The organism is Streptomyces sp. NPDC050433 (genome assembly GCF_044458565.1).
GTDB lineage: Bacteria > Actinomycetota > Actinomycetes > Streptomycetales > Streptomycetaceae > Streptomyces.
In genome coordinates, this window is the sequence record NZ_JBITIB010000013.1 from 32,936 (window position 1) to 51,361 (window position 18,426).

The 18,426-nt window shown below is 69.1% G+C and carries 24 protein-coding genes; 11 read left to right on the forward strand and 13 right to left on the reverse strand.

Features of this window, described 5'->3' with window-relative positions:
• Window positions 1–138 precede the first annotated feature (138 nt).
• Window positions 139–963: an IclR family transcriptional regulator gene (locus tag ACIBLA_RS17640; RefSeq protein ID WP_399199077.1), complete on the forward strand. Its 825-nt coding sequence runs from the start codon at window positions 139–141 to the stop codon at window positions 961–963.
• 210 nt (window positions 964–1,173) lie between these two features.
• Window positions 1,174–1,314: a hypothetical protein gene (locus ACIBLA_RS17645; protein ID WP_399199154.1), complete on the forward strand. Its 141-nt coding sequence runs from the start codon at window positions 1,174–1,176 to the stop codon at window positions 1,312–1,314.
• Here the strand turns inward: ACIBLA_RS17645 and ACIBLA_RS17650 are convergent.
• From ACIBLA_RS17650 to ACIBLA_RS17680, 7 genes are all read right to left on the reverse strand, one after another.
• The gene (locus ACIBLA_RS17650) at window positions 1,295–2,335 is read right to left on the reverse strand and encodes an NAD(P)-dependent alcohol dehydrogenase (protein ID WP_399199078.1); all 1,041 of its coding nucleotides are present in this window, start codon (window positions 2,333–2,335) and stop codon (window positions 1,295–1,297) included. The two genes, ACIBLA_RS17645 and ACIBLA_RS17650, sit on opposite strands and share 20 nt — an antisense overlap.
• Window positions 2,336–2,362: 27 nt before the next feature.
• The gene (locus ACIBLA_RS17655; protein WP_399199079.1) at window positions 2,363–3,130 is read right to left on the reverse strand and encodes an SDR family NAD(P)-dependent oxidoreductase; all 768 of its coding nucleotides are present in this window, start codon (window positions 3,128–3,130) and stop codon (window positions 2,363–2,365) included.
• A 9-nt stretch (window positions 3,131–3,139) separates the two neighbouring features.
• Window positions 3,140–3,805, reverse strand: a complete 666-nt coding sequence (locus tag ACIBLA_RS17660) for a helix-turn-helix domain-containing protein (RefSeq protein ID WP_363240514.1) — start codon at window positions 3,803–3,805, stop codon at window positions 3,140–3,142.
• Between the two features lie 195 nt (window positions 3,806–4,000).
• Window positions 4,001–4,618, reverse strand: coding sequence for an RraA family protein (locus ACIBLA_RS17665; protein ID WP_363240515.1), 618 nt, complete (start codon window positions 4,616–4,618; stop codon window positions 4,001–4,003).
• Complete coding sequence (locus ACIBLA_RS17670) at window positions 4,615–5,085, reverse strand: hypothetical protein (RefSeq protein WP_399199080.1); 471 nt, start codon at window positions 5,083–5,085, stop codon at window positions 4,615–4,617. The genes ACIBLA_RS17665 and ACIBLA_RS17670 overlap by 4 nt, the downstream gene beginning before the upstream one ends.
• 120 nt (window positions 5,086–5,205) lie before the next feature.
• A complete protein-coding gene (locus ACIBLA_RS17675; protein ID WP_399199081.1) occupies window positions 5,206–5,436 on the reverse strand; it encodes a hypothetical protein in 231 nt (76 codons plus the stop codon).
• A gap of 35 nt (window positions 5,437–5,471) precedes the next feature.
• Entirely contained in the window at window positions 5,472–5,654 is a 183-nt protein-coding gene (locus tag ACIBLA_RS17680) for a hypothetical protein (RefSeq protein ID WP_399199082.1), read from the reverse strand.
• Between the two features lie 122 nt (window positions 5,655–5,776).
• Here ACIBLA_RS17680 and ACIBLA_RS17685 point away from each other — a divergent pair, with 122 nt between their 5' ends.
• The 5 genes from ACIBLA_RS17685 (at window position 5,777) to ACIBLA_RS17705 (ending at window position 7,887) form a co-directional block, all read left to right on the forward strand.
• Window positions 5,777–6,622, forward strand: a complete 846-nt coding sequence (locus ACIBLA_RS17685; protein WP_399199083.1) for a helix-turn-helix domain-containing protein — start codon at window positions 5,777–5,779, stop codon at window positions 6,620–6,622.
• A complete protein-coding gene (locus ACIBLA_RS17690) occupies window positions 6,601–6,810 on the forward strand; it encodes a DUF397 domain-containing protein (RefSeq protein WP_399199084.1) in 210 nt (69 codons plus the stop codon). Before ACIBLA_RS17685 ends, ACIBLA_RS17690 begins: the two co-directional genes overlap by 22 nt.
• A complete protein-coding gene (locus tag ACIBLA_RS17695; protein ID WP_399199085.1) occupies window positions 6,803–6,994 on the forward strand; it encodes a DUF397 domain-containing protein in 192 nt (63 codons plus the stop codon). Before ACIBLA_RS17690 ends, ACIBLA_RS17695 begins: the two co-directional genes overlap by 8 nt.
• A 77-nt stretch (window positions 6,995–7,071) precedes the next feature.
• Window positions 7,072–7,398: a MazG nucleotide pyrophosphohydrolase domain-containing protein gene (locus ACIBLA_RS17700; RefSeq protein ID WP_399199086.1), complete on the forward strand. Its 327-nt coding sequence runs from the start codon at window positions 7,072–7,074 to the stop codon at window positions 7,396–7,398.
• A 12-nt stretch (window positions 7,399–7,410) separates the two neighbouring features.
• Entirely contained in the window at window positions 7,411–7,887 is a 477-nt protein-coding gene (locus tag ACIBLA_RS17705) for an HIT family protein (RefSeq protein WP_399199087.1), read from the forward strand.
• Here ACIBLA_RS17705 and ACIBLA_RS17710 read toward each other — a convergent pair.
• Both ACIBLA_RS17710 and ACIBLA_RS17715 read right to left on the reverse strand, forming a co-directional pair.
• Window positions 7,880–8,305: a GNAT family N-acetyltransferase gene (locus ACIBLA_RS17710; RefSeq protein WP_399199088.1), complete on the reverse strand. Its 426-nt coding sequence runs from the start codon at window positions 8,303–8,305 to the stop codon at window positions 7,880–7,882. The genes ACIBLA_RS17705 and ACIBLA_RS17710 overlap by 8 nt on opposite strands.
• A gap of 75 nt (window positions 8,306–8,380) precedes the next feature.
• Window positions 8,381–8,878, reverse strand: coding sequence for a hypothetical protein (locus ACIBLA_RS17715; protein ID WP_363240525.1), 498 nt, complete (start codon window positions 8,876–8,878; stop codon window positions 8,381–8,383).
• Window positions 8,879–9,016: 138 nt separating this feature from the next.
• Here ACIBLA_RS17715 and ACIBLA_RS17720 point away from each other — a divergent pair, with 138 nt between their 5' ends.
• The 3 genes from ACIBLA_RS17720 to ACIBLA_RS17730 all read left to right on the forward strand — a co-directional run bounded on the left by ACIBLA_RS17720 (window position 9,017) and on the right by ACIBLA_RS17730 (window position 11,876).
• Entirely contained in the window at window positions 9,017–9,478 is a 462-nt protein-coding gene (locus ACIBLA_RS17720; RefSeq protein WP_363240527.1) for a hypothetical protein, read from the forward strand.
• A gap of 9 nt (window positions 9,479–9,487) precedes the next feature.
• Window positions 9,488–11,296, forward strand: a complete 1,809-nt coding sequence (locus tag ACIBLA_RS17725) for an alpha/beta hydrolase (RefSeq protein WP_399199090.1) — start codon at window positions 9,488–9,490, stop codon at window positions 11,294–11,296.
• 85 nt (window positions 11,297–11,381) lie between these two features.
• The gene (locus ACIBLA_RS17730) at window positions 11,382–11,876 is read left to right on the forward strand and encodes a hypothetical protein (RefSeq protein ID WP_363240529.1); all 495 of its coding nucleotides are present in this window, start codon (window positions 11,382–11,384) and stop codon (window positions 11,874–11,876) included.
• 61 nt (window positions 11,877–11,937) lie between these two features.
• Here ACIBLA_RS17730 and ACIBLA_RS17735 read toward each other — a convergent pair whose 3' ends face one another.
• Complete coding sequence (locus ACIBLA_RS17735; RefSeq protein WP_363240530.1) at window positions 11,938–13,077, reverse strand: ATP-binding protein; 1,140 nt, start codon at window positions 13,075–13,077, stop codon at window positions 11,938–11,940.
• Complete coding sequence (locus ACIBLA_RS17740; RefSeq protein WP_363240531.1) at window positions 13,074–13,745, reverse strand: response regulator transcription factor; 672 nt, start codon at window positions 13,743–13,745, stop codon at window positions 13,074–13,076. Before ACIBLA_RS17740 ends, ACIBLA_RS17735 begins: the two co-directional genes overlap by 4 nt.
• A 207-nt stretch (window positions 13,746–13,952) precedes the next feature.
• On the opposite strand from ACIBLA_RS17740, the gene metG reads away from it, so the two are divergent.
• Window positions 13,953–15,566 carry a methionine--tRNA ligase gene (gene metG / locus ACIBLA_RS17745; RefSeq protein WP_363240532.1) on the forward strand — a complete coding sequence of 538 codons (1,614 nt, stop codon included), beginning with the start codon at window positions 13,953–13,955 and terminating at the stop codon, window positions 15,564–15,566.
• Between the two features lie 2 nt (window positions 15,567–15,568).
• On the opposite strand, the gene ACIBLA_RS17750 is transcribed toward metG, so the two are convergent.
• Together ACIBLA_RS17750 and aspS are read right to left on the reverse strand one after the other, a co-directional pair.
• On the reverse strand, window positions 15,569–16,366 hold the full coding sequence (locus ACIBLA_RS17750) for a L,D-transpeptidase family protein (protein ID WP_399199091.1): 798 nt from the start codon (window positions 16,364–16,366) through the stop codon (window positions 15,569–15,571).
• Window positions 16,367–16,643: 277 nt separating this feature from the next.
• Entirely contained in the window at window positions 16,644–18,407 is a 1,764-nt protein-coding gene (aspS, locus tag ACIBLA_RS17755) for an aspartate--tRNA ligase (protein WP_363240535.1), read from the reverse strand.
• Window positions 18,408–18,426 lie beyond the last annotated feature (19 nt).

The following is an 18,426-nucleotide window of genomic DNA, read 5'->3' on the forward strand; positions in this document are numbered from 1 at the left end:
GCACCCCGGGCCCCGCCGGCTCTTCCGAGCGGCCGGCGGGCTTCGTTCACCCGGCGCTGAGAAGCAGAGTCGGAGGGGTTAGCATTCTCGGCAACTCTTTCCCGTTATCTGCAATACGTGTCTGGATGGTGAGATGCCGTGTCCGAAACTCCGCCGCACCGCCGGACACCCGCCGGTGCCCTGCAAACCGTCGACCGGGCTCTGCTCGTGCTCCTGGCCTTCGAGCGAACCCGGCCGGACTGGGGCGTGACGGAGATCGCCAAGGAGTTCGGCTGGGACACGTCGGTGGCCCAGCGGCTGCTGTCGACACTCGCCGGGCGCGGGTTCCTCGTGTCGGACACGGCCACCCGCCGCTACCGCATCGGCCCGGCGGCACTCCGCCTCGGCCGGCTGTGGGAGCGCTCGGGCTCACTGGAGCTGCTGGCCGGCCCGATCCTGGAGGAGCTGGGGCGCACCACCGGGGACACGGTCCTGTTCTGCCTGCCGGACAGCTTCCACATGCGCTGCGTGGCGGGGGCCGAGGGCAAGTCCGGGCCGCTCCGCTACTACCCGCTGGTCGGCGAGCTGTACCCGGCACACGCGGGCGCCACCAGCAAGTCGTACTACGCCTTCCTGCCCGACGAACAGCGCCACCGCCTGTTCCGCGACCGCCCGATGGCCCGCTTCACGGAGCGCACGGTCACCGATCCCGATCTCCTTGAGCGGGAATTCCTGCGGGTGCGGGCGCAGGGGTACGCGTGGACGGTGGGCGAGTACGACACCGGAATCGCCACGGTCGCGGTGCCGGTCTTCGTCGGCCGCGAGCCCTACGGAAGCCTCAGCCTGGGCGGCGCCGAGGAACTCTTCCCGAACGGGCCCGAGGACCGCCTCGACACCCTGCGCAACGCCGCCGCCGCACTAGAAAGACGCCTCACCCATCCGCCCCAGCCCCCGCGCCGCACTCCTTCGAGGCGCAATCCGTGAATCTCGATCGCCTCGCGGGGGAACCCGATCGAGGCGCACCCCCCGCCGCCCCGGCCGCCGTGTTGCGCCCCCTGAGCCGGAGGGTCAGCAGCCGTCGGCCCTCATCGTCATCGACCTCGCGGACGCGTACTCGTTCTGCCACCCGGACAGCCTGGACCACGTGAACTCTCGGCGACGAGGCACACGACCAAACGCACGGGGGTCCACCGCCTGACGTTCCGGGCGGTGGACCCCACGGTCGTGGTGCATCGGTGGGTGATCGGCACGGGCGGCCGGCCCGGCGCAACCGGGGCCGGCGGAGCGCCGGCGGCTGTGAACCGCCGTACGTGGCTCAGCGGTTGGGAAGGATGACCGCTCGGCCGTCGACCTTCCCGGCGTGCAGGTGCTCGTAGGCGAGTGGGGACTCGTCGAGGAAGTAGGTCTCGGTGTGTACGGACACCGCGCCCGAGCGGGCCAGGTTCAGCACCTCGATGAGTTCGCTCCGGCTGCCCCAGTAGGGCGCCGCGACCGACACGTCGAAGGGCAGGGACCCGAAGCCGACGGGCAGGGCGGCGCCGCCGATGCCGACGATGGTGACGTCGGCCTCCACGGCGGCTACGGCACCCGCGGTCCGCACGGTGGGCTCGGCGCCGACGAAGTCGAAGACGGCCTCGGCGCCGAGCCCACCGGTCAGGGTGCGTACGGCGGCGGTCGCTCCCGCGTCGGAGAGCACCGTCTCGTGGGCGCCGACCTCCTTCGCCAGCCGCAGCTTGTCCTCGCTGACGTCGAGGGCGATCACCCGGGCCGGCGTGAGTGCGCGCAGCAGCTGGATGGCCACGTGCCCGAGGCCGCCGGTGCCGATGACCACGGCCGTCGAGCCGGGGACGAGCTTCGGCAGCGACCGCTTGACCGCGTGGTACGGAGTGAGGCCCGCGTCGGTCAGCGGGGCGGCGGCGACCGGGTCCAGACCGTCGAGGGGTACGAGGTGGCGCGGGTCGTCGACGAGCAGGTACTCGGCGATGGCGCCCGGCGAGCCGAGCCCCGGCGGCCGGATGCCGAGGGCGTCCGCCCGCAGGCAGTAATTCTCCTTGCCCTCCGCGCACTTGGCGCAAGTGCCGCAGCCCCAGGGCCCGTACACCGCGACCGCGTCGCCCTCGCGTACACCGCTGACGCCCGCGCCCAGCGCGGCGACCGTGCCGACGCCCTCGTGGCCGAGGGTGAGCGGAAGCTCGTAGGGGAAGTTCTCGGCGGACCAGCTCATCACCGCGATGTCGGAGTGGCAGACGCCGGCGGCTGTGACCTTCAACAGGACCTGGCCGGGGCCGGGCTCGGGGTCGGGGACCGTGACCACCTCGGGGGCGGCTCCGATCGTGCGGTACTGAAGTGCCTTCATGATGCGAAATCCTTTCTGCGCCGCGGCTCAGACGGCGGTGTAGGCGCCGTCGACCAGGTGGTAGCCGCCGGCCACGAAGGAGGCGCGGTCGGAGAGCAGGAAGACGATCAGCTCGGCGACCTCCTCGGGGCGGCCGAGGCGGGCGATCGGGTGCAGGCCGACCAGGCCGTCGTACGCCTCCTGGTCCATGTCCTTCAGCAGCGGGGTCTCGATGAAGCCGGGGCCGACGGCGTTGACGCGGATGTTCTTCGCGGCGTACTCGGCGGCGGCGGTCTTGGTCAGGCCGACCACGCCGTGCTTGGCGGCGACGTAGGCGGAGGAGCCGGCGAAGCCGACCGATCCGAGGATGGAGGCCACGTTGACGATCGCGCCGCCCTGGCCGGCCGCGTCGATGGCGGGGAGCTCGTGGCGAAGGGAGTAGAAGACTCCGTCCAGGTTGGTGCGGATGACCCGGTTGTAGGCGTCGAGGTCGTACTCGCCGGTCGGGGCGCTCGGTCCGCCGATGCCGGCGTTGTTCACGGCGAGTTGCAGGGAGCCGAAGGTGTCCACGGCAAAGGCGACGGCGGCGGCCACGGACTCGGAATCGGTCACGTCGAGCTTCACGGCGGCGGCCTTTATGCCCTCGGCCTTGAGGTCCTCGGCGGCCTGCGCCGCGCCCTCGGCGTTGTAGTCGGCGATGACGACGTTCGCGCCGCCGGCCCCGAGGCGGCGGGCGGTGGCCAGGCCGATGCCGGAGGCGGCGCCGGTGACCAGGGCGGTACGGCTGGCGAACTCACTGCTGTAGCTGGTGTTCATGTGCTGTTCTCACTCTTCGGAAGATGGTTCGGCGGCCGCGGCGGCCTCCGAGATCAGGGCGTCGTAGGCCCGCTCCACCAGGGCGGCCAGGTCTGCGGCTCCCGAGTCGTGGGGCTCACCGCCGCGCGCCCAGACGCGCAGCGCGGCGGTGAGGACTCCTGCGGCGGCGTCCACGACGACGGCCGGGCGCATGTCCCGTACGTCGTCCGTGCCGAGGCGTTCGGCGATGATGCGGATCGACTCCTCCTGGGCGTCGACCCGGATGCGTTCGTAGGCGGCGAACAAGGCGGGCTCGGCGTCCACCAGGGTCAGCAGCCGCCGCATTTGGGGCCGAAGATGGTGGGCCGGGTTCTCCTGGTCGGCGAGCCACGCGCGCACCGCCCGCCGGTAGGCGAGCAGCGGCGACTCTGCGGCCGACCGGGCGCGCAGCAGCGCGTTGATGCGGTCGCCGTCACCCCGAACGAAGTCCAGGGCCGCGTCCTCCTTGCCGGTGAAGTGCCGGCTGAAGGTGCGGCGGGTGACGTCGGCCCGCTCCGCGATCTCCTCGACGGTCGCGGCCGCCAGCCCGCGCTCCAGGATCAGCTCCACAGCGGCGCAGGCCAGCGCGTTCCGCGTCTGCTGCGCCTTGCGCTGCCGCCGGTTCTGGGTCGGGTGGACTGGCTCCGTCGCCTTCATGGTTACGAGCATACGCCCATGATGTCCCATTGGGACACATGTCTCACCGGGACTCTTACTGAGAGGGTGTTGTTTGTCGCCGGTGCGCTCGGAGAGTCCGTACTCCTCGCTGATTCCCGGGCGGACGACCTGGCGCAGCCAGTTCTCGGACAGCGGCTCCTTGGCCGGGTGTGTCGACTTAACGACACTCCCCTGCTAGAAGTCGCTCTCGGAAAGGATCTTGTCGATACGGGCGCGGTGCGCCGTCTCCCACTCGTCCAGCGTCTCCGCCGCCTCCTTGGCCAACTTCGCCCGCGCGCCGGAAAGCACCTGCTCCCGGCGGGCGTGCGGCGTCACCACAATGCCCTCCTCGTCGGCCACCACGATGTCGCCCGCGTGCACCGTCACCCCGCCGCACCGCACTTCACGGTTCAGCGGCTCGACCGCCGCCTTGGTGCCGGGGATGGGGATGACGCCCCGCGCGAAGACCGGGAAACCCATCTCCCGTACCTCGGCCAGGTCGCGGATGACGCCGTCGATGACGAACCCCGCGATCCCGCGCCGCTGCGCGACGGCGCAGACGTTCCCTCCCGCGAGCGCGTAATCCACATCGCCCGCCTGTACGACGACGACCGAGCCGGGCTCCGCCCGGTAGATCGCCGCGTGCAGCATGAGGTTGTCACCGGCCGGGCAGCGCACGGTGAATGCCGGTCCGGCGATGCGCGGCATCGAGGGCCAGAGCGGGCGAATGCCGATATCCATGACCTGTTCGCGACCCAGAAGGTCGGCGAGGGTGGTCGGGGGAATGTCCTTGAATCCGCTGACGTCGTTCATCTGCTTCCTTCGTCCAGGAACCGTGGGTCGTCCAGCACGCGTGCGATCAGTTCCGTGCCGCTCCCTTCGGCCAGCATGGCCGTCAGGGTGTTGAAGGCTTTCTGCACGGCGTGGCAGTCACGGTGCTCGAACCGGACCGGTACCTCGTTCCAACCGTCCCGGACAAGGCACAGTCGGTAGGTGCCGTCGGGGTCTCCCGAGGAGTACCAACCCAGGTCGATGAACCAGCGGGACGGATCGGTGTCGACCGCCCACCCGCTCCCGGTGTAGCTGACCGGCTGGACCAGGAGAATGTCTTCCGACAAGTAGGCCGAGACCTCGGCCGGGGTCGGCGGATCGTCGTCCGGGAACTCCACGAAGATGTTGAACACGACCGCCCAGCCGGACGGGATGCGCAGTGGCATGAGTGCGCGCTCGCGCGGCGGCGCCTCCGCGCGGAACGGTGTCTCACCAGGCTCTGTGTGCATCGCGGTCACACTACGCGCGTCGGCTCGGCGCCGGATCCCTCAGATCGTGGGAGGTGAGCCCGGCGGCGGAGGCGGTGTTGGCGGGTGATGTTCGGTGGCGGAGGGTATCGGTCCCACTCCTCACAACAGCCCGCGCCGCCAGCTGTACTGGTTGCGCTCCGCCAGGCGTGCGCTCAGCCCCGTCGGGGGCGGTGCGGGCGGTTCGTAGTCCGGGCACTTCGTGTTGCCGCACTGGCACTTGGGCCAGGCGAGCGCGGCGCCCGGTCCGAGGATCTGCTCCATGTCGGCGTTGCCGTCGTCGCTGTCGAGTTTCCGCACCACCAGCACCCCATCCGTACCGAATGTACTCATCAACCGGGACAGAATCCGCCGCGCTTCGCTGCCGCTCATCCCGCCACCCGCTTCAGTCCTTGCTCAACGCGCAGCAGCAGCTCAGGTGTCACCGGTGCGTACACACGGGGGACGGCCTCGGGCACGAGCCGCCAGAAACCGCCGGCGTGTACGACGGCTTCCAGCTCGGCCACATCGGCGGTGGCACGGGGTGGTGTTCGAGTCTCTGATTCGAACATGAGAGAGATGCGCCTTTCCGTCATTGCGCAATTACGTTCCGTGCATCAAGAATCGGCAGACGGGGCCGTGTCCAAAAGGGCTTGGCCATAGCCCGGTTGGCTTTGGACACAGGGGAGTTGTCATGGGGGCACGGAAGTCGAACGCAGGTCAGAAGCCGTCGGCCCGGCAGATGCTCGCGAAGGAACTGGCGCGGCTGCGGGAGGAGTCGGGGAAGTCCTTGGCCGAGCTGGGCGAGGAGACGACGTATGACCGTGCGTATCTGCACAAGCTGGAGACGGGGGCGCGGGTGGGGTCCCCGGAGGTGATTGCGGCGCTGCAAGCGGTGTACGGGGCGGGTGAGCATCTGTCGATGCTGTGGGTGCTGGCGCGGGAGGACGCGTTCGCCGACAAGTACAAGCGGTTCATGGAGTTGGAGGCGAAGGCGACGGTTCAGTACGCGTACTCAGTGGGCGCGATTCATGGTCTTCTCCAGACGGAGGGCTACGCCCGCGAAGTGTTTCAAGCAACGCGACCACGCGACGAGAACGAACTCTCCGAAGAGATCGCGGCACGGTTGGGACGGCAAGAGCTGCTACGACGCGAAAACGCGCCGCACTTCCGCGCGGTTTTGGACGAATCCGTACTGCGGCGCAACACCCGCGACCCCAAGGAGTGGACGCGCCAACTGGAACACCTGCTTGAAGCAAGCCAGTTGCCAAACGTCACCCTTCAGGTGTTGCCTTTTGATGCGGGGCCACACGCCTTGTTGGGCACCTCGGCCACCATCCTCTGGCTTCCTGACGGCGGGGCGGTCGCATACACGGAAGACGCTCACTCGGGGAAGTTGATCGAAGATCCGTCAGACGTCGAGAAACTGCGCCTGTCCTACGATCTACTGAGGGACCTGGCCCTGTCGCCACAGGACACCGTGGCGTTCATCGAGCGACTGCTGGAGGAGAACAAACCATGCGCCCCCGACCCGACCTGAGCACCGCACAGTGGCGTACGTCCAGCTACAGCAACGGCGACGGCGGCCAGTGCATCGAGGTCGCCGACGGCTGCCCCGGCGTCATCCCCGTCCGCGACAGCAAGACCCCCACCGGCCCGGTGCTGCTCCTCAACCCCGCCGCCTGGGGCGACTTCGTCGCCTTTGCCGCCACCCACACCCATGGCTAGCCCGAACCTGAGCACCACACACTGGCGCAAGTCCAGCTACAGCAACCCAGACGGCGGCAACTGCGTCGAGGTGGCCGACAACCACCCCGGCATCATCCTCGTCCGCGACAGCAAGACGATCCCCAGCGGCCCGGTCCTCGTCCTCAACCCCGCCGCCTGGGCCGGCTTCCTTGCCTCAGTCTGATCGGTCCACCGGGCGGCGGCCGAGCCGCCCGGTGGTTCATCAGATGTCCGACGCACCTGACGGAGCCGTAAAAGCCGGTGGAACTACACGAGTTGCAGGCACGCGCCCTGCGGATCCACGACCTCTACGACGAGTTGAACCAGCACACCCGCGGCCGGGTGTGGACCCGCGAGGAGTTCATGCTCGGCTTCGTCGGAGACGTAGGAGACCTCGCGAAGCTCGTCATGGCCGAGGAAGGCGCCCGGCCCGGTGGCGGACGCGGGGCCCTTGAGCACGAGTTGGCCGACTGCCTCTGGTCCGTCCTGATCCTCGCCCACCGGTACGGCGTCGACCTCGACCACGCCTTCCGGCGGACCATGGACGAACTCGACCGCTCGATCACCGCCCAACTACCACCGAAGTGAGGCCGCCCGCCCATGGAGATGGATCTCGCCGCGTACGAAGATCGCGCCCGCAACGGACCCTGCTTCGTCTGCGCGTTTCTCTCCGGGGATCCGGGCTACCGCCACGAGACGGTCTACGAGGACGACGCGCACATCGCCTTCCTCGATCGCTGGCCCACTCTCCCCGGCCGGGTCCTCGTCGCGCCCAAGGCGCACGTGGAGCACGTCGTGCGCGACTTGGACGCGCAGGCGTACACGGACCTCATGCTCGTCGTACGGCGCGTCGCGCTCGCCGTCGAGAGTGTGCTGCGGCCGGAGCGTACGTATCTGCTGTCGCTCGGCAGCCAGCAGGCCAACTCCCATCTGCACTGGCACATCGCCGCGCTGCCGCCCGGCGTGCCGCCGGAGCGGCAGCAGTACCACGCCCTCATGGCGGAGAACGGGGTCCTCGCGCCGACCCCCGAAGAGATCGCCGACCTGGTCAGCCGCCTGCGCGCGGCGCTCAGCTGAGCGGCCTGACCCAGCGGCTCCACTGCTCCTCCGCGTCGTAACCGGCATTGCGCCACGCGTGCTGGGCGAGTTCGTTGCGGTCCAGGACCATCGCGTCGGCCCGGCGTCCGCCGAGAGCCACGAAGCGTTCGTGCGCGGCGGCGAGCAGGGCGGCGGCGATGCCCTGGCGGCGCCGGCCGGGGTCGACGGCCAGGCGGTACAGGTGGCAGCGCCAGCCGTCGTAACCCGCGATGACCGTGCCGAGGATCGCCCCGCCGTCCGACTCGGCGACCAGCAGGGCGTCCGGGTCACGGACGAGGAGACGGGTGACCCCGTCCACGTCGTCGGTGATGCTGGCGCCCTCGGCCGAGCGGGCCCAGAAAGCCAGCAGGGCGGGGACCTCGGTGAGACTGGCGGTACGGATCTTGACCTTGCTCATGGGCGCTGTCTAGCAGGAGCGCGACCGGCCGGGCAGCCAATTTCACCCGTCGGACACCGAGGCGAGTGCGAAGGCCTACGCCTCCGCGAGGTCTCCGTTGCTCCAGGCGTAGACCTCGCGGTCCTTGACCGCGACCCGGTACTGGTACTGCTCCGAGCAGTCCGTCCGCGCCCCGGAGATGTCATTCGCGTCCGCCGCGAACCAGTTCGCCGCAAGCTTCGGCCCGTCCGAGAACGCCCCCTCCGCGCAGGCCTTCTCGTTGCCCAGCTGAAGCGGGGTGTCGCCGAGGGTGAAGCGCATGAGCTTCGCGTTGCCCGTGGTCTCCGCCTTGACCGTCACGTCCGTGGCGTCGTCCGGGACCCACGCGGGCAGGACGAAGATCCCTTCACCGTCGCCGGACTCCGGGGCGCCGGACGCCGTCGGAAAGGTCTTTATGCGTTCGCCGAGGACGATGTCGTTGAACGTGTCCGGGAAGTGCTCGTCGTTCTTCTTCAGCACCGGCTTCAGCACCGACCCGATGGCCCACAGTCCGACGCACACACCGGCGACGATGATCAACACTTTCTTGTTCATGCCGCCATTGTTCCGTAAGGGTCCCGGACAGGCCGGTCCATGGTTGATTTCGTCCCCGCGGCCGGAGAGCATGTCGGTCCGCCCGAGAACGGGACAGCGGGGGGGCACGGGCAACGGGGAACGGGGGAGGTTTCGCGGATGGCGTGGGACGAGTGGGAAGGGCTCAAGGCCGATGCGGCGGACCGCAGTTCCACACAGATGCGGCTGAACCAGACGCCGGCCGATCCAGGGGGCGAGGGCGGGAACCCGTTCTCCTCCGACAGTCTGAAGTCGGACAAGAAGGCATGGGTGAAGGCCGGCGAGGGCGTCACCGGCCTGAAGGCCGACATCGGCAAGGCGTTGACCACGCTGGAGAACGCGCAGGCGGGGCTCGGCGACACGACGGGATGCCAGAGTGCCGCCGCGCAGAAGGAGTTGTACGACTCCTGGAAGAAGTACGTCAGCGACGTGAGCGACCGCTGCGGTGCGCTCGGCGGGCTGCTGGAGAGGGCGGGCCACGATCTCCAGAAGTCCGACCAGTCCGTCCTCGCGGACCTGGACCAGCTGAAGGTCAGATACGCGGACACCGAGGCCGTCGGCGGCCGGGCGAAGGGACAGTGATCCGCTGTCATGGATCTCGCGACGCTGAAGGGCTTCAAGCCGACGGAGTACGAGGAGGCCGCTGACGGCTACCGGGCGACCGGTGACATGGCCGGTGCCGCCAAGGACGCGATCATGGACCGTATCAGCGCGGGCGTGACCGCCCAGTTGAAGGGCGAGGCGGCGACGGCCGCCGTGCGGGAGCTGCGCAGCCTGTCGAAGAACTTTCACTACGCGCAGACCGAGTGCGGTCTGGTGAGCACCGCGCTGAACGGTTTCGCCTTCGACATGGCGGCGGCCAAGCGCAAGCTGGACGCGGCGATCGAGGACGCCCGCGCCGACAACTGCACGGTCCAGCAGGACGGTTCGGTCAGCTATCCCGCCGGCAAGAAGCCGGGCGAGGAGAAGAACGAGCCGGGCGGCACGGTGTCCGGCAGCGCCGGGGGCGACGCGACGTCCGACGCCCTGGAGCGGCAGGCGGCGGGCATACACCCCAACCCGTACTACGGCAGGGCGATGGCGTACGCGAACCGGATCGCCGACGCCCTGAAGGAAGCCACCGACGCGGACGCGAAGTGGGCGCCGAAACTGCGCGCGCTGAAGGCCGATGACGACCTGACCGTCTCCAAACAGGACTGGGCCGACGCGCAGTCGGACATGGGCGGGGTCCGGGAGGCGGGCAAGACCTATCTCGACTCCCTGCCTCAGGCCCCCAAGGACAGCACCCCCGCTGCCAACGCGGCCTGGTGGAAGGGGCTCAGCCCGGAGGAGCAAGCGGCGTGGCTGTCGCTGCGGCCCGACACGGTGGGGGCGCTCGACGGGTTGCCCGCCACGCTTCGTGACGAGGCGAACCGCGTCGTCCTGGAGGAGAAGCGGGGGCAGCTCCAGATGGAACTGGACTCCATCCCGAAGCCGCCCGCCAACGAGTGGACGTGGATCACCGCAGGTATGTACCCGTCCAAGGTGCACACGGACGAGTGGATGGCGTGGCACAACAAGTACGGGGACCGGTACGAGCAGCTCAACAAGTCCCTCAAGGGCATGGGGAGCATCCAGGACCGTTTCGACAGGACTGGCGAGAGAGGTCTGCCCGAGGCGTACCTGCTCGGGTTCAGCCCGGAGGGCAACGGCCGGGCGATCGTGGCCAACGGCAATCCGGACACAGCCGACCACCAGGCGGTGTATGTGCCGGGTACGACATCGAATCTGGGCAGCATCGGCGGTGACATCGGCCGGATGGAGAATGTGTGGCGCGTGGCCGCCGGCGCCGGGAACGGCTCGGTCTCCACGATCACGTGGCTCGGGTACGACGCCCCGCAGGACATCGTCAAGGACGCGCCGTTCAGCCACTACGCGAATGACGGCGCCCCGGCCTACAACCGCTTCCTCGACGGCCTCGACTCTTCGCGTACGGCCGATTCGGACCCGCACCGCACGGCGATAGGCCACTCGTACGGCACCACCCTCATAGGCTCGGCGGCCCGGCAGGGTGATCTCAACGTGGACGACGTGATCTTCGCGGGCAGCCCCGGCGTGCAGGTGAGCAACGCCGACCAGATGGATGTCCCGAAGGGGCACGTCTGGAACCAGGAGGCGAAGGGGGATGTCGTCCCGGACATCGGCCGCTTCGGGCACGGCGGGACCGACTGGAACGGAGCCTTCACCATCCCCAGCGACGAACGCTTCGGCGCCAACCAGTTGCAGACGGACACCGAAGGCCACAGCGACTACTGGAAAGAGAGCACCGACAGCCTGCGGAACCAGGGGCTCGTGGTGGCGGGCAAGGGCGACGACGCCGAGCTGAAGCCGCCGCCGGACCGCTACACGCATTCGAGGTAGGAAGAAGCTGGACGACTTGAAGATCACGCTGGGCGCGTCCGCGCTCCTCATGTCCCTCGCCCTTACGACCCTCACTGGATGCGGCATGACTGACAGCAATGGCTCCGACGGCGCAGGCGCCTCCGATGGCCCCGAAGCCGGCTCGGGCGACATCCCCAGCGCGGGCACCAGCTCCACCGCGGACGCCGCCGACCGGGCGGAGCAGGTCTCCAGCGAGCTGTACGACCTGATCGGCATCAAGGGAAAGGCGTCCGAGGCCGGACCGGGGGTCTCGGAGTGCGGCGACAAGGACCCGGAGAAGTACTTCCAGATCTTTCACGCGTGGACCTTCACTCCGGCATCGGCCGACCTGCTGGACGGTGTGATGGAGCGGCTCAGGGCGGAACTGCCCAAGCACGGCTGGAAAGTGGTCAAGTACGGGCCGGACACGAGCAAGAACAAGAACCTCAGCCTCACGGCCGACAACGACGAGAAGAAACACAGTGTCAAGATCGGGCACTTCGCGAAGGACGAATCCCCGAACCTCAACCTGATGGTCGCCTCCGGCTGCTACCAGGTGCCGGACGGCGAGAAGGTCTAGGGCGTGTTTGAGAAGTCCCGTCTGGCCTAATGGGCGGACGACGCTACTTCTAAAACACGCCCTAGCGGCCGTCCGGTCGACACGGCGGGCCCGACGCCGGCAGCTCCACCCGTACCGACAGCCCGCCGCCCTCCCCGCCCGGCTCCGCCGTCACCGTTCCGCCGTGCGCCGTCGCGATCGAGCGGACGATCGAGAGGCCGAGGCCCGCGCCCGGACCCATCCGGTCGCGGCCCTCGCCTCGGCGGAACGGTTCGAAGAAGTCCGGTATCTCCTCAGGCGCGATGGGCGGGCCGTCGTTGCGGACGGTCAGGGCCGTCCCCGACACCGTCACGTCCGCCTCGCCCGTCCCGTACGCCTGCGCGTTGGCCAGCAGATTGCCGACCAGCCGGTCCAGCAGCGCCCGGTTGCCCCGTACGCCACCAGGTTCGGCCACCCGCACCGTCAGACCGTGCCGCGCCGCCTCCTCCGTCACCAGTTCGCCCCACCGGATCTCCTCCTGGTCCTCGACCTCCCGCTCGCTGCGCGCCAGGACCAGCAGCCCCTCGATGAGCCGTTCGCTGCGCCGGTTGTTGTCGAGCAGCATCTCCCTCGTACGGGCCAGCTCCTCCGCCGAGCCCGCGCCCGCGAGGCCCACCTGGATCGCCGTGCGCTGCGTGGCCAGCGGCGTCCGCAGCTCGTGCGAGGCGTTCGCGATGAAACGGCTCTGGCTGTCGAAGGCCTTCTGGAGCCGGCCCAGCAGCGCGTCGAGCGTGTCGCCCAGCTCCTTCAGCTCGTCGTCGGGGCCGGTGGAGCCGATCCGCTCGTGGAGGTTGCGCTCGGACAGCAGCCGCGCCTTCGCCGTCATGGCGTGCACCGGCCGCAGCACCCGCCCCGCCGTCCACCAGCCGACGCCCACCGCGCACAGAGCCATCACCAGCAGCCCGCCCACCGACCAGAACATCAGCTCGTCCGAGGCGGCGTCGCTGACGTTGTCGGTGAGCTGGGTGACGGTGACCGGCGCGAGATGGCCCTCCTCGGTGAGCATGTAGCCGTTGCCCGACGCCGGCGGGTGCGCCGGGACGACGCGGGCCGCGATCTCGGCGGCCTCCGACTCCGTACCGGCGCTGGAGAGCAGGTTCACGACGGTGAGCAGACATCCGCCGAGGACGAGGAAGGCCGCGCCGTAGACGAGGGCGATCCGCTTTCTGATCGCGCCTGTCACAGCACGTAGCCCCGTCCGTCCCCGTCCGTCCCCACATCCACGGTCCGGATCAGCGCCGGATCGCCGAGCTTGGCTCCCAACTGGCCCACGCACACCCGTACGACACCGGCCAGCGGGTCGGTCTGCGCGTCCCACGCCCGCTCCAGCAGCTGCTGGGCGGTCACCGCCTTGCCGTTCGCCTCCAGCAGTATCTGGAGCACGGTCAGCTCCTTCACCGAGAGGTCGAGGGCCTGACCGTCACGGACCGCCGTACGGCTCACGGTGTCGAGCCGCACACCGCGCCGCTCCAGCGTCGGCCGTAACGCCCGCGCGCTGCGCCGTCGCAACGCCCGTACCCGCGAGACCAGTTCGGGGAACTCGAAGGGCTTGCCCAGATAGTCGTCCGCCCCCAGGTCGAGCCCCTTGACGCGCTCCTCCATGGAGGAGGACGCCGTGAGCATCAGGATCCGGGTCCGGGACTCCTCGGCGACGAGCTTGCGGGCGACGTCGTCGCCGTGGACGCGGGGCAGGTCACGGTCGAGGACGACGACGTCGTAGTCGTGCAGTCCGAGGTACGCGAGGGCGGCGTCCCCGCTGTAGACGGTGTCAACGGCGAAACCGGCCCGGCGCAGCCCGGTGGCGATCAGCTCCGCCAGGATTTCCTCGTCCTCGGCGACCAGCACCCGCATGATGATCCTCCCCGCCCTGGCGTCTTTCTTCGCCGTTCTGCGCCGTTCTGCGCTGTTGTTCGACGTTCTGCGTCCTTCTTCGTTCCCTTCTGCTTCTTAAGATGCCTTCACAGGGGCCATAGGTTGTGCCGAATCCACACTCTTTAACCACACTCTCAGGTTTAACCCAGGTGAAGGCACCTGTGCCGGACCGTTAGGATTTCGACCATGGCCGCCACTGGATCCGAAGAGCAGGGTGGGCGGGCGTACTACGTCACCACCCCCATTTACTACGTCAACGACGCTCCTCACCTGGGCCACGCCTACACGACCGTCGCAGGTGACGTGCTCACCCGCTGGCACCGCCAGCGTGGCGAGAAGGTGTGGTATCTCACCGGCACGGACGAGCACGGTCAGAAGATCATGCGCACGGCCGAGGCGAACGGTGTCAGCCCCCAGGAGTGGGCGGACAAGCTCGTCGACGAGGCGTGGCGGCCTCTCTGGGAACACCTCGGCATCAAGAACGACGACTTCATCCGGACGACGGAGAAGCGTCACACGGACCGCGTCCAGGAGTTCGTGCAGGACCTGTTCGACAAGGACGAGATCTACAAGGGCGGTTACGAGGGCCCGTACTGCGTCGGCTGCGAGGAGTACAAGCTTCCGGGCGAACTGCTCGACGGCGAGGGTGAGTTCGCGGGGCTGAAGCTCTGCGCGATCCACAAGACGCCGGTGGAGATCCTGAAGGAGGAGAACTACTTCTTCAAACTCAGCGAGTACGGCCCCAAGCTCCTCGCGCACTACGAGGCCAACCCCGGCTTCATCCAGCCCGAGTCGGCGCGCAACGAGGTCGTGAACTTCGTCAGGCAGGGCCTTCAGGACCTGTCCATCTCCCGGTCGACGTTCGACTGGGGCGTACCGGTGCCGTGGGACGAGAAGCATGTGATCTACGTGTGGATCGACGCGCTCCTCAACTACGCGACGGCCGTCGGCTACAACGAGAACCCGGCGAAGTTCGAGGAGACGTTCCCCGCCGACGTCCACCTCGTCGGCAAGGACATCCTGCGCTTCCACGCGATCATCTGGCCCGCGATGCTGATGGCCCAGGGCCTGCCGCTGCCCGGCAAGGTCGCCGCGAACGGATGGCTGATGGTCGGCGGCGAGAAGATGTCCAAGTCGAACCTGACGGGCATCAAGCCGCAGGACCTGACGTCGCACTTCGGCGTGGATGCGTACCGCTGGTACTTCCTGCGGGCCATCGCGTTCGGCCAGGACGGTTCGTTCTCCTGGGAGGACTTCTCCGCCCGGTACACCTCCGAGCTGGCCAACGACTACGGCAACCTCGCGTCGCGCGTCGCGGCGATGGTCGGCAAGTACTACGGCGGCACGCTGCCGGAGACAACGTCCGGCGGGGCCGCCGAGCAGGCCGTACGGGACGGGCTGGCGAAGGCGGTCACCGAGGCCGACCGGAAGATCGGCGAGGAGCTGGACTTCCAGGGCGGCATCCTGGCGATCTTCGACTTCGTGAAGCAGGTCAACGGCTACATCACGGAGCAGGAGCCCTGGAAGGTCGCGAAGGACACGTCCCCCGAGGGCCAGGCCGCGCTCGCGACGATCCTCTACACGGCCGCGGAGTCGCTGCGCGGGATCGCGGTGCTGCTCAACCCGGTGATGCCGGAGACGTCGCAGAAGCTGTGGGATTCACTGGGCGCGGACGCCGCATTGGGCGCGCTGACGGACCAGCGGGTGACGGACGCGGGCACGTGGGGCCAGCTGCCGGCGGGCACGACGGTGACGAAGGGCGCGGTGCTGTTCCCGCGCCTGGAGGAGAAGCCGGCGTAAAGCTACCGCCCCAGCGACGACACGTCCCCCATCACCACCTGGGGGTGCTTCGCTGGGTCCAGCCAGCGGAGCAGGTCCTTCATCCGGGGCATGGGCAGGGAGACGCAGCCCTGTGTCGGGCCGCCGTGGTCCACGTGGATCCAGATGCCGCCGCCTTTGTCCTCGCCCAGCGGGCGGGTCCAGTCCAGGGGGGTGGTGCCCGGTTCGCGGTTGTAGTTGATGGCGACGACATGGTCGAAGGACCCGGCCAGTGGTTCGCCGTCGAAGCCGGTGCCGCTGACCGTGAAGGCCGGGCCCCGGTCGTACGGGAGTTCCGTGCCCGGGTCGGGCAGCATGCCGCCCGCGTCCGTCAGGCCGAAGACGCCGATCGGGCTCTGGAGATCGCCCTGCCGGTGGTCGTCGGTCCAGCCCTTCAGGGCGTTGCGCGCCGGCCAGGGGTCGCCGACGGAACGCCAGCCCTCGACCGGGTCGCGTTCGTAGAGGACCAGGGTCGCGCGGTTGGAGTCCGGGGCGTCGCCGGTGACCACGACGGCCTGGCGGCTGTCCTTGGGGATCTGCGAGCGGGTCTTCGGGCCGAGTGACGGGATCTCTCTTGGGCGTACGGCCCGCTTCTCCGTCTGCGCACCCAGCGCGGCCCGGCTCACGCTGCCGCTCGCTCCGCCGGTGGCGCCCTTGTCGTCCACCGCCGTCGGGACGGACGAACCCGCTTTTCCGCCGAACCCGCCCGCGCAGCCGCTGAGCAGCAGACCGGCGGCGAGCAGGAGGGCGGCCACGCCGTGCGGCCGTGCGCGGTGAGACATGTGAGACCTTTCAGTTCGTCGCATGGGCGTCAGCCCGACGGGGAGGGCGGGACAGTCCGCACCGGGATCATGTCGCGTACGTCGTCCACGATCCGTGAACGCGCGCCCGCCCCGGCCACACAGACACTGACTTGGACGCCCCTGTCTGTCCGGTCAACGCGCCGGGGGCGGCGTCAGGTTGCCCCGTGGCGAGAAGACGCCATTGCGGCATACAAAGGGCCCGGAACCGTACGGTTCCGGGCCCTCGAAGCGACGAAGAGACGAAGCGACCGCGCGGCTACTTCGCGACCGGCTTGCGGAGCTGGATGTTCAGCTCGCGCAGCCGCGTCTCGTCCAGTTCGGTCGGCGCGCCCATCATCAGGTCCTGCGCGTTGCCGTTGAGCGGGAAGGCGATCGTCTCGCGGATGTTGGGCTCGTCCGCGAGCAGCATCACGATGCGGTCGACGCCCGGCGCGATGCCGCCGTGCGGCGGGGCGCCGAGGCGGAACGCGCGCAGCATGCCCGCGAACTCGTGCTCGACGGTCTCGCGGTCGTAGCCCGCGATCTCGAACGCCTTGAGCATCACGTCCGGCTGGTGGTTCCTGATCGCGCCCGACGACAGCTCGATGCCGTTGCAGACGATGTCGTACTGCCACGCCAGGATGTCCAGCGGGTCCTTGGTCTCCAGGTCTTCAAGACCGCCCTGCGGCATGGAGAACGGGTTGTGCGAGAAGTCGATCTTGCCGGTGTCCTCGTCCTTCTCGTACATCGGGAAGTCCACGACCCAGCAGAACCGGAACACGCCCTCCTCGAAGTGGCCGGCCCGCCTGGCCGCCTCGACGCGGACCGCACTCATGATCTTCGAGACCTCGTCGAACTCGCCCGCGCCGAAGAAGACCGCGTGGCCGGGGACGAGCGACAGGCGCTCGGTGAGGACCTTGACGTTCTCCTCGGTGAGGAACTTGGCGATCGGGCCCGCCAGCGCGCCGTCCTCGCCGACCCGCACCCAGGCGAGGCCCTTGGCGCCGTGCTCGACCGCGTACTCACCGAGGCCGTCGAAGAACTTACGGGACTGGCCGGCCGTGTCCGGCACCGGCAGCGCGCGCACGTGCTTGCCCGCGAACGCCTTGAACTCGGAGCCCGCGAAGACGTCCGAGATGTCGACCAGTTCCAGCTTGGCGCGCAGGTCCGGCTTGTCGTTGCCGTACTTGAGCATCGACTCGCGGAACGGGATCCGCGGGAAGGGCGACGTGACGTGCCGACCGCCGCCGAACTCCTCGAACAGCTCCGTCATCAGCTTCTCGATCGGCCGGAAGACGTCCTCCTGCTCGACGAAGGACATCTCCACGTCGAGCTGGTAGAACTCGCCGGGCGAGCGGTCGGCGCGGGCGTCCTCGTCGCGGAAGCAGGGCGCGATCTGGAAGTAGCGGTCGAAGCCGGAGATCATCAGCAGCTGCTTGAACTGCTGCGGGGCCTGCGGCAGCGCGTAGAACTTGCCCGGGTTCAGCCGGGAGGGGACCACGAAGTCGCGGGCGCCCTCGGGGGACGTCGCCGTGAGGATCGGGGTCGCCATCTCGTTGAAGCCCAGGGCGGTCATCTTGTGCCGGATGGCGGAGATCACGGCCGTACGCAGCAGGATGTTGCGGTGCATGCGCTCGCGGCGCAGGTCCAGGAAGCGGTATTCGAGCCGCCGCTCCTCGTTCACGCCGTCCTCGGCGTTGATCGTGAACGGCAGCGGACCGGCGGCGCCCAGCACCTCGACCTCGGCGACCTCGATCTCGATCTCGCCGGTCGGCAGCTCCGGGTTCACGTTGTCCGCGCCGCGGGCGGAGACCTTGCCGTCGATACGGACGACGGTCTCCTTGGTGAGCTTGGACAGCTCCTCGTTGGCGGGGGTGCCGGGGCGGGCGACGAGCTGGACGAGACCGTAGTGGTCGCGGAGATCGATGAAGAGGATGCCGCCCAGGTCTCGACGATTGTGCAGCCAGCCGCTCAGCCGGACGTCGGTGGAGACGTCAGAGGCGCGGAGCTCGCCGCAGGTGTGGGACCTGTACCGATGCATCGTCGTTCATCCAGTCTTA

Bases quoted from the DNA above. Each gene is read 5' to 3' on its own strand.
- ACIBLA_RS17715 (WP_363240525.1), bottom strand. From the start codon at position 8,878: ATGAACAAGAAAGTGTTGATCATCGTCGCCGGTGTGTGCGTCGGACTG.
- ACIBLA_RS17660 (WP_363240514.1), bottom strand. From the start codon at position 3,805: ATGAAGGCGACGGAGCCAGTCCACCCGACCCAGAACCGGCGGCAGCGC.
- ACIBLA_RS17705 (WP_399199087.1), top strand. From the start codon at position 7,411: ATGGAGATGGATCTCGCCGCGTACGAAGATCGCGCCCGCAACGGACCC.
- ACIBLA_RS17730 (WP_363240529.1), top strand. From the start codon at position 11,382: ATGACTGACAGCAATGGCTCCGACGGCGCAGGCGCCTCCGATGGCCCC.
- ACIBLA_RS17710 (WP_399199088.1), bottom strand. From the start codon at position 8,305: ATGAGCAAGGTCAAGATCCGTACCGCCAGTCTCACCGAGGTCCCCGCC.
- ACIBLA_RS17655 (WP_399199079.1), bottom strand. From the start codon at position 3,130: ATGAACACCAGCTACAGCAGTGAGTTCGCCAGCCGTACCGCCCTGGTC.
- ACIBLA_RS17675 (WP_399199081.1), bottom strand. From the start codon at position 5,436: ATGAGTACATTCGGTACGGATGGGGTGCTGGTGGTGCGGAAACTCGAC.
- ACIBLA_RS17725 (WP_399199090.1), top strand. From the start codon at position 9,488: ATGGATCTCGCGACGCTGAAGGGCTTCAAGCCGACGGAGTACGAGGAG.
- ACIBLA_RS17670 (WP_399199080.1), bottom strand. From the start codon at position 5,085: ATGCACACAGAGCCTGGTGAGACACCGTTCCGCGCGGAGGCGCCGCCG.
- metG (WP_363240532.1), top strand. From the start codon at position 13,953: ATGGCCGCCACTGGATCCGAAGAGCAGGGTGGGCGGGCGTACTACGTC.
- ACIBLA_RS17695 (WP_399199085.1), top strand. From the start codon at position 6,803: ATGGCTAGCCCGAACCTGAGCACCACACACTGGCGCAAGTCCAGCTAC.
- ACIBLA_RS17665 (WP_363240515.1), bottom strand. From the start codon at position 4,618: ATGAACGACGTCAGCGGATTCAAGGACATTCCCCCGACCACCCTCGCC.
- aspS (WP_363240535.1), bottom strand. From the start codon at position 18,407: ATGCATCGGTACAGGTCCCACACCTGCGGCGAGCTCCGCGCCTCTGAC.
- ACIBLA_RS17750 (WP_399199091.1), bottom strand. From the start codon at position 16,366: ATGTCTCACCGCGCACGGCCGCACGGCGTGGCCGCCCTCCTGCTCGCC.
- ACIBLA_RS17650 (WP_399199078.1), bottom strand. From the start codon at position 2,335: ATGAAGGCACTTCAGTACCGCACGATCGGAGCCGCCCCCGAGGTGGTC.
- ACIBLA_RS17740 (WP_363240531.1), bottom strand. From the start codon at position 13,745: ATGCGGGTGCTGGTCGCCGAGGACGAGGAAATCCTGGCGGAGCTGATC.
- ACIBLA_RS17685 (WP_399199083.1), top strand. From the start codon at position 5,777: ATGGGGGCACGGAAGTCGAACGCAGGTCAGAAGCCGTCGGCCCGGCAG.
- ACIBLA_RS17690 (WP_399199084.1), top strand. From the start codon at position 6,601: ATGCGCCCCCGACCCGACCTGAGCACCGCACAGTGGCGTACGTCCAGC.
- ACIBLA_RS17680 (WP_399199082.1), bottom strand. From the start codon at position 5,654: ATGTTCGAATCAGAGACTCGAACACCACCCCGTGCCACCGCCGATGTG.
- ACIBLA_RS17720 (WP_363240527.1), top strand. From the start codon at position 9,017: ATGGCGTGGGACGAGTGGGAAGGGCTCAAGGCCGATGCGGCGGACCGC.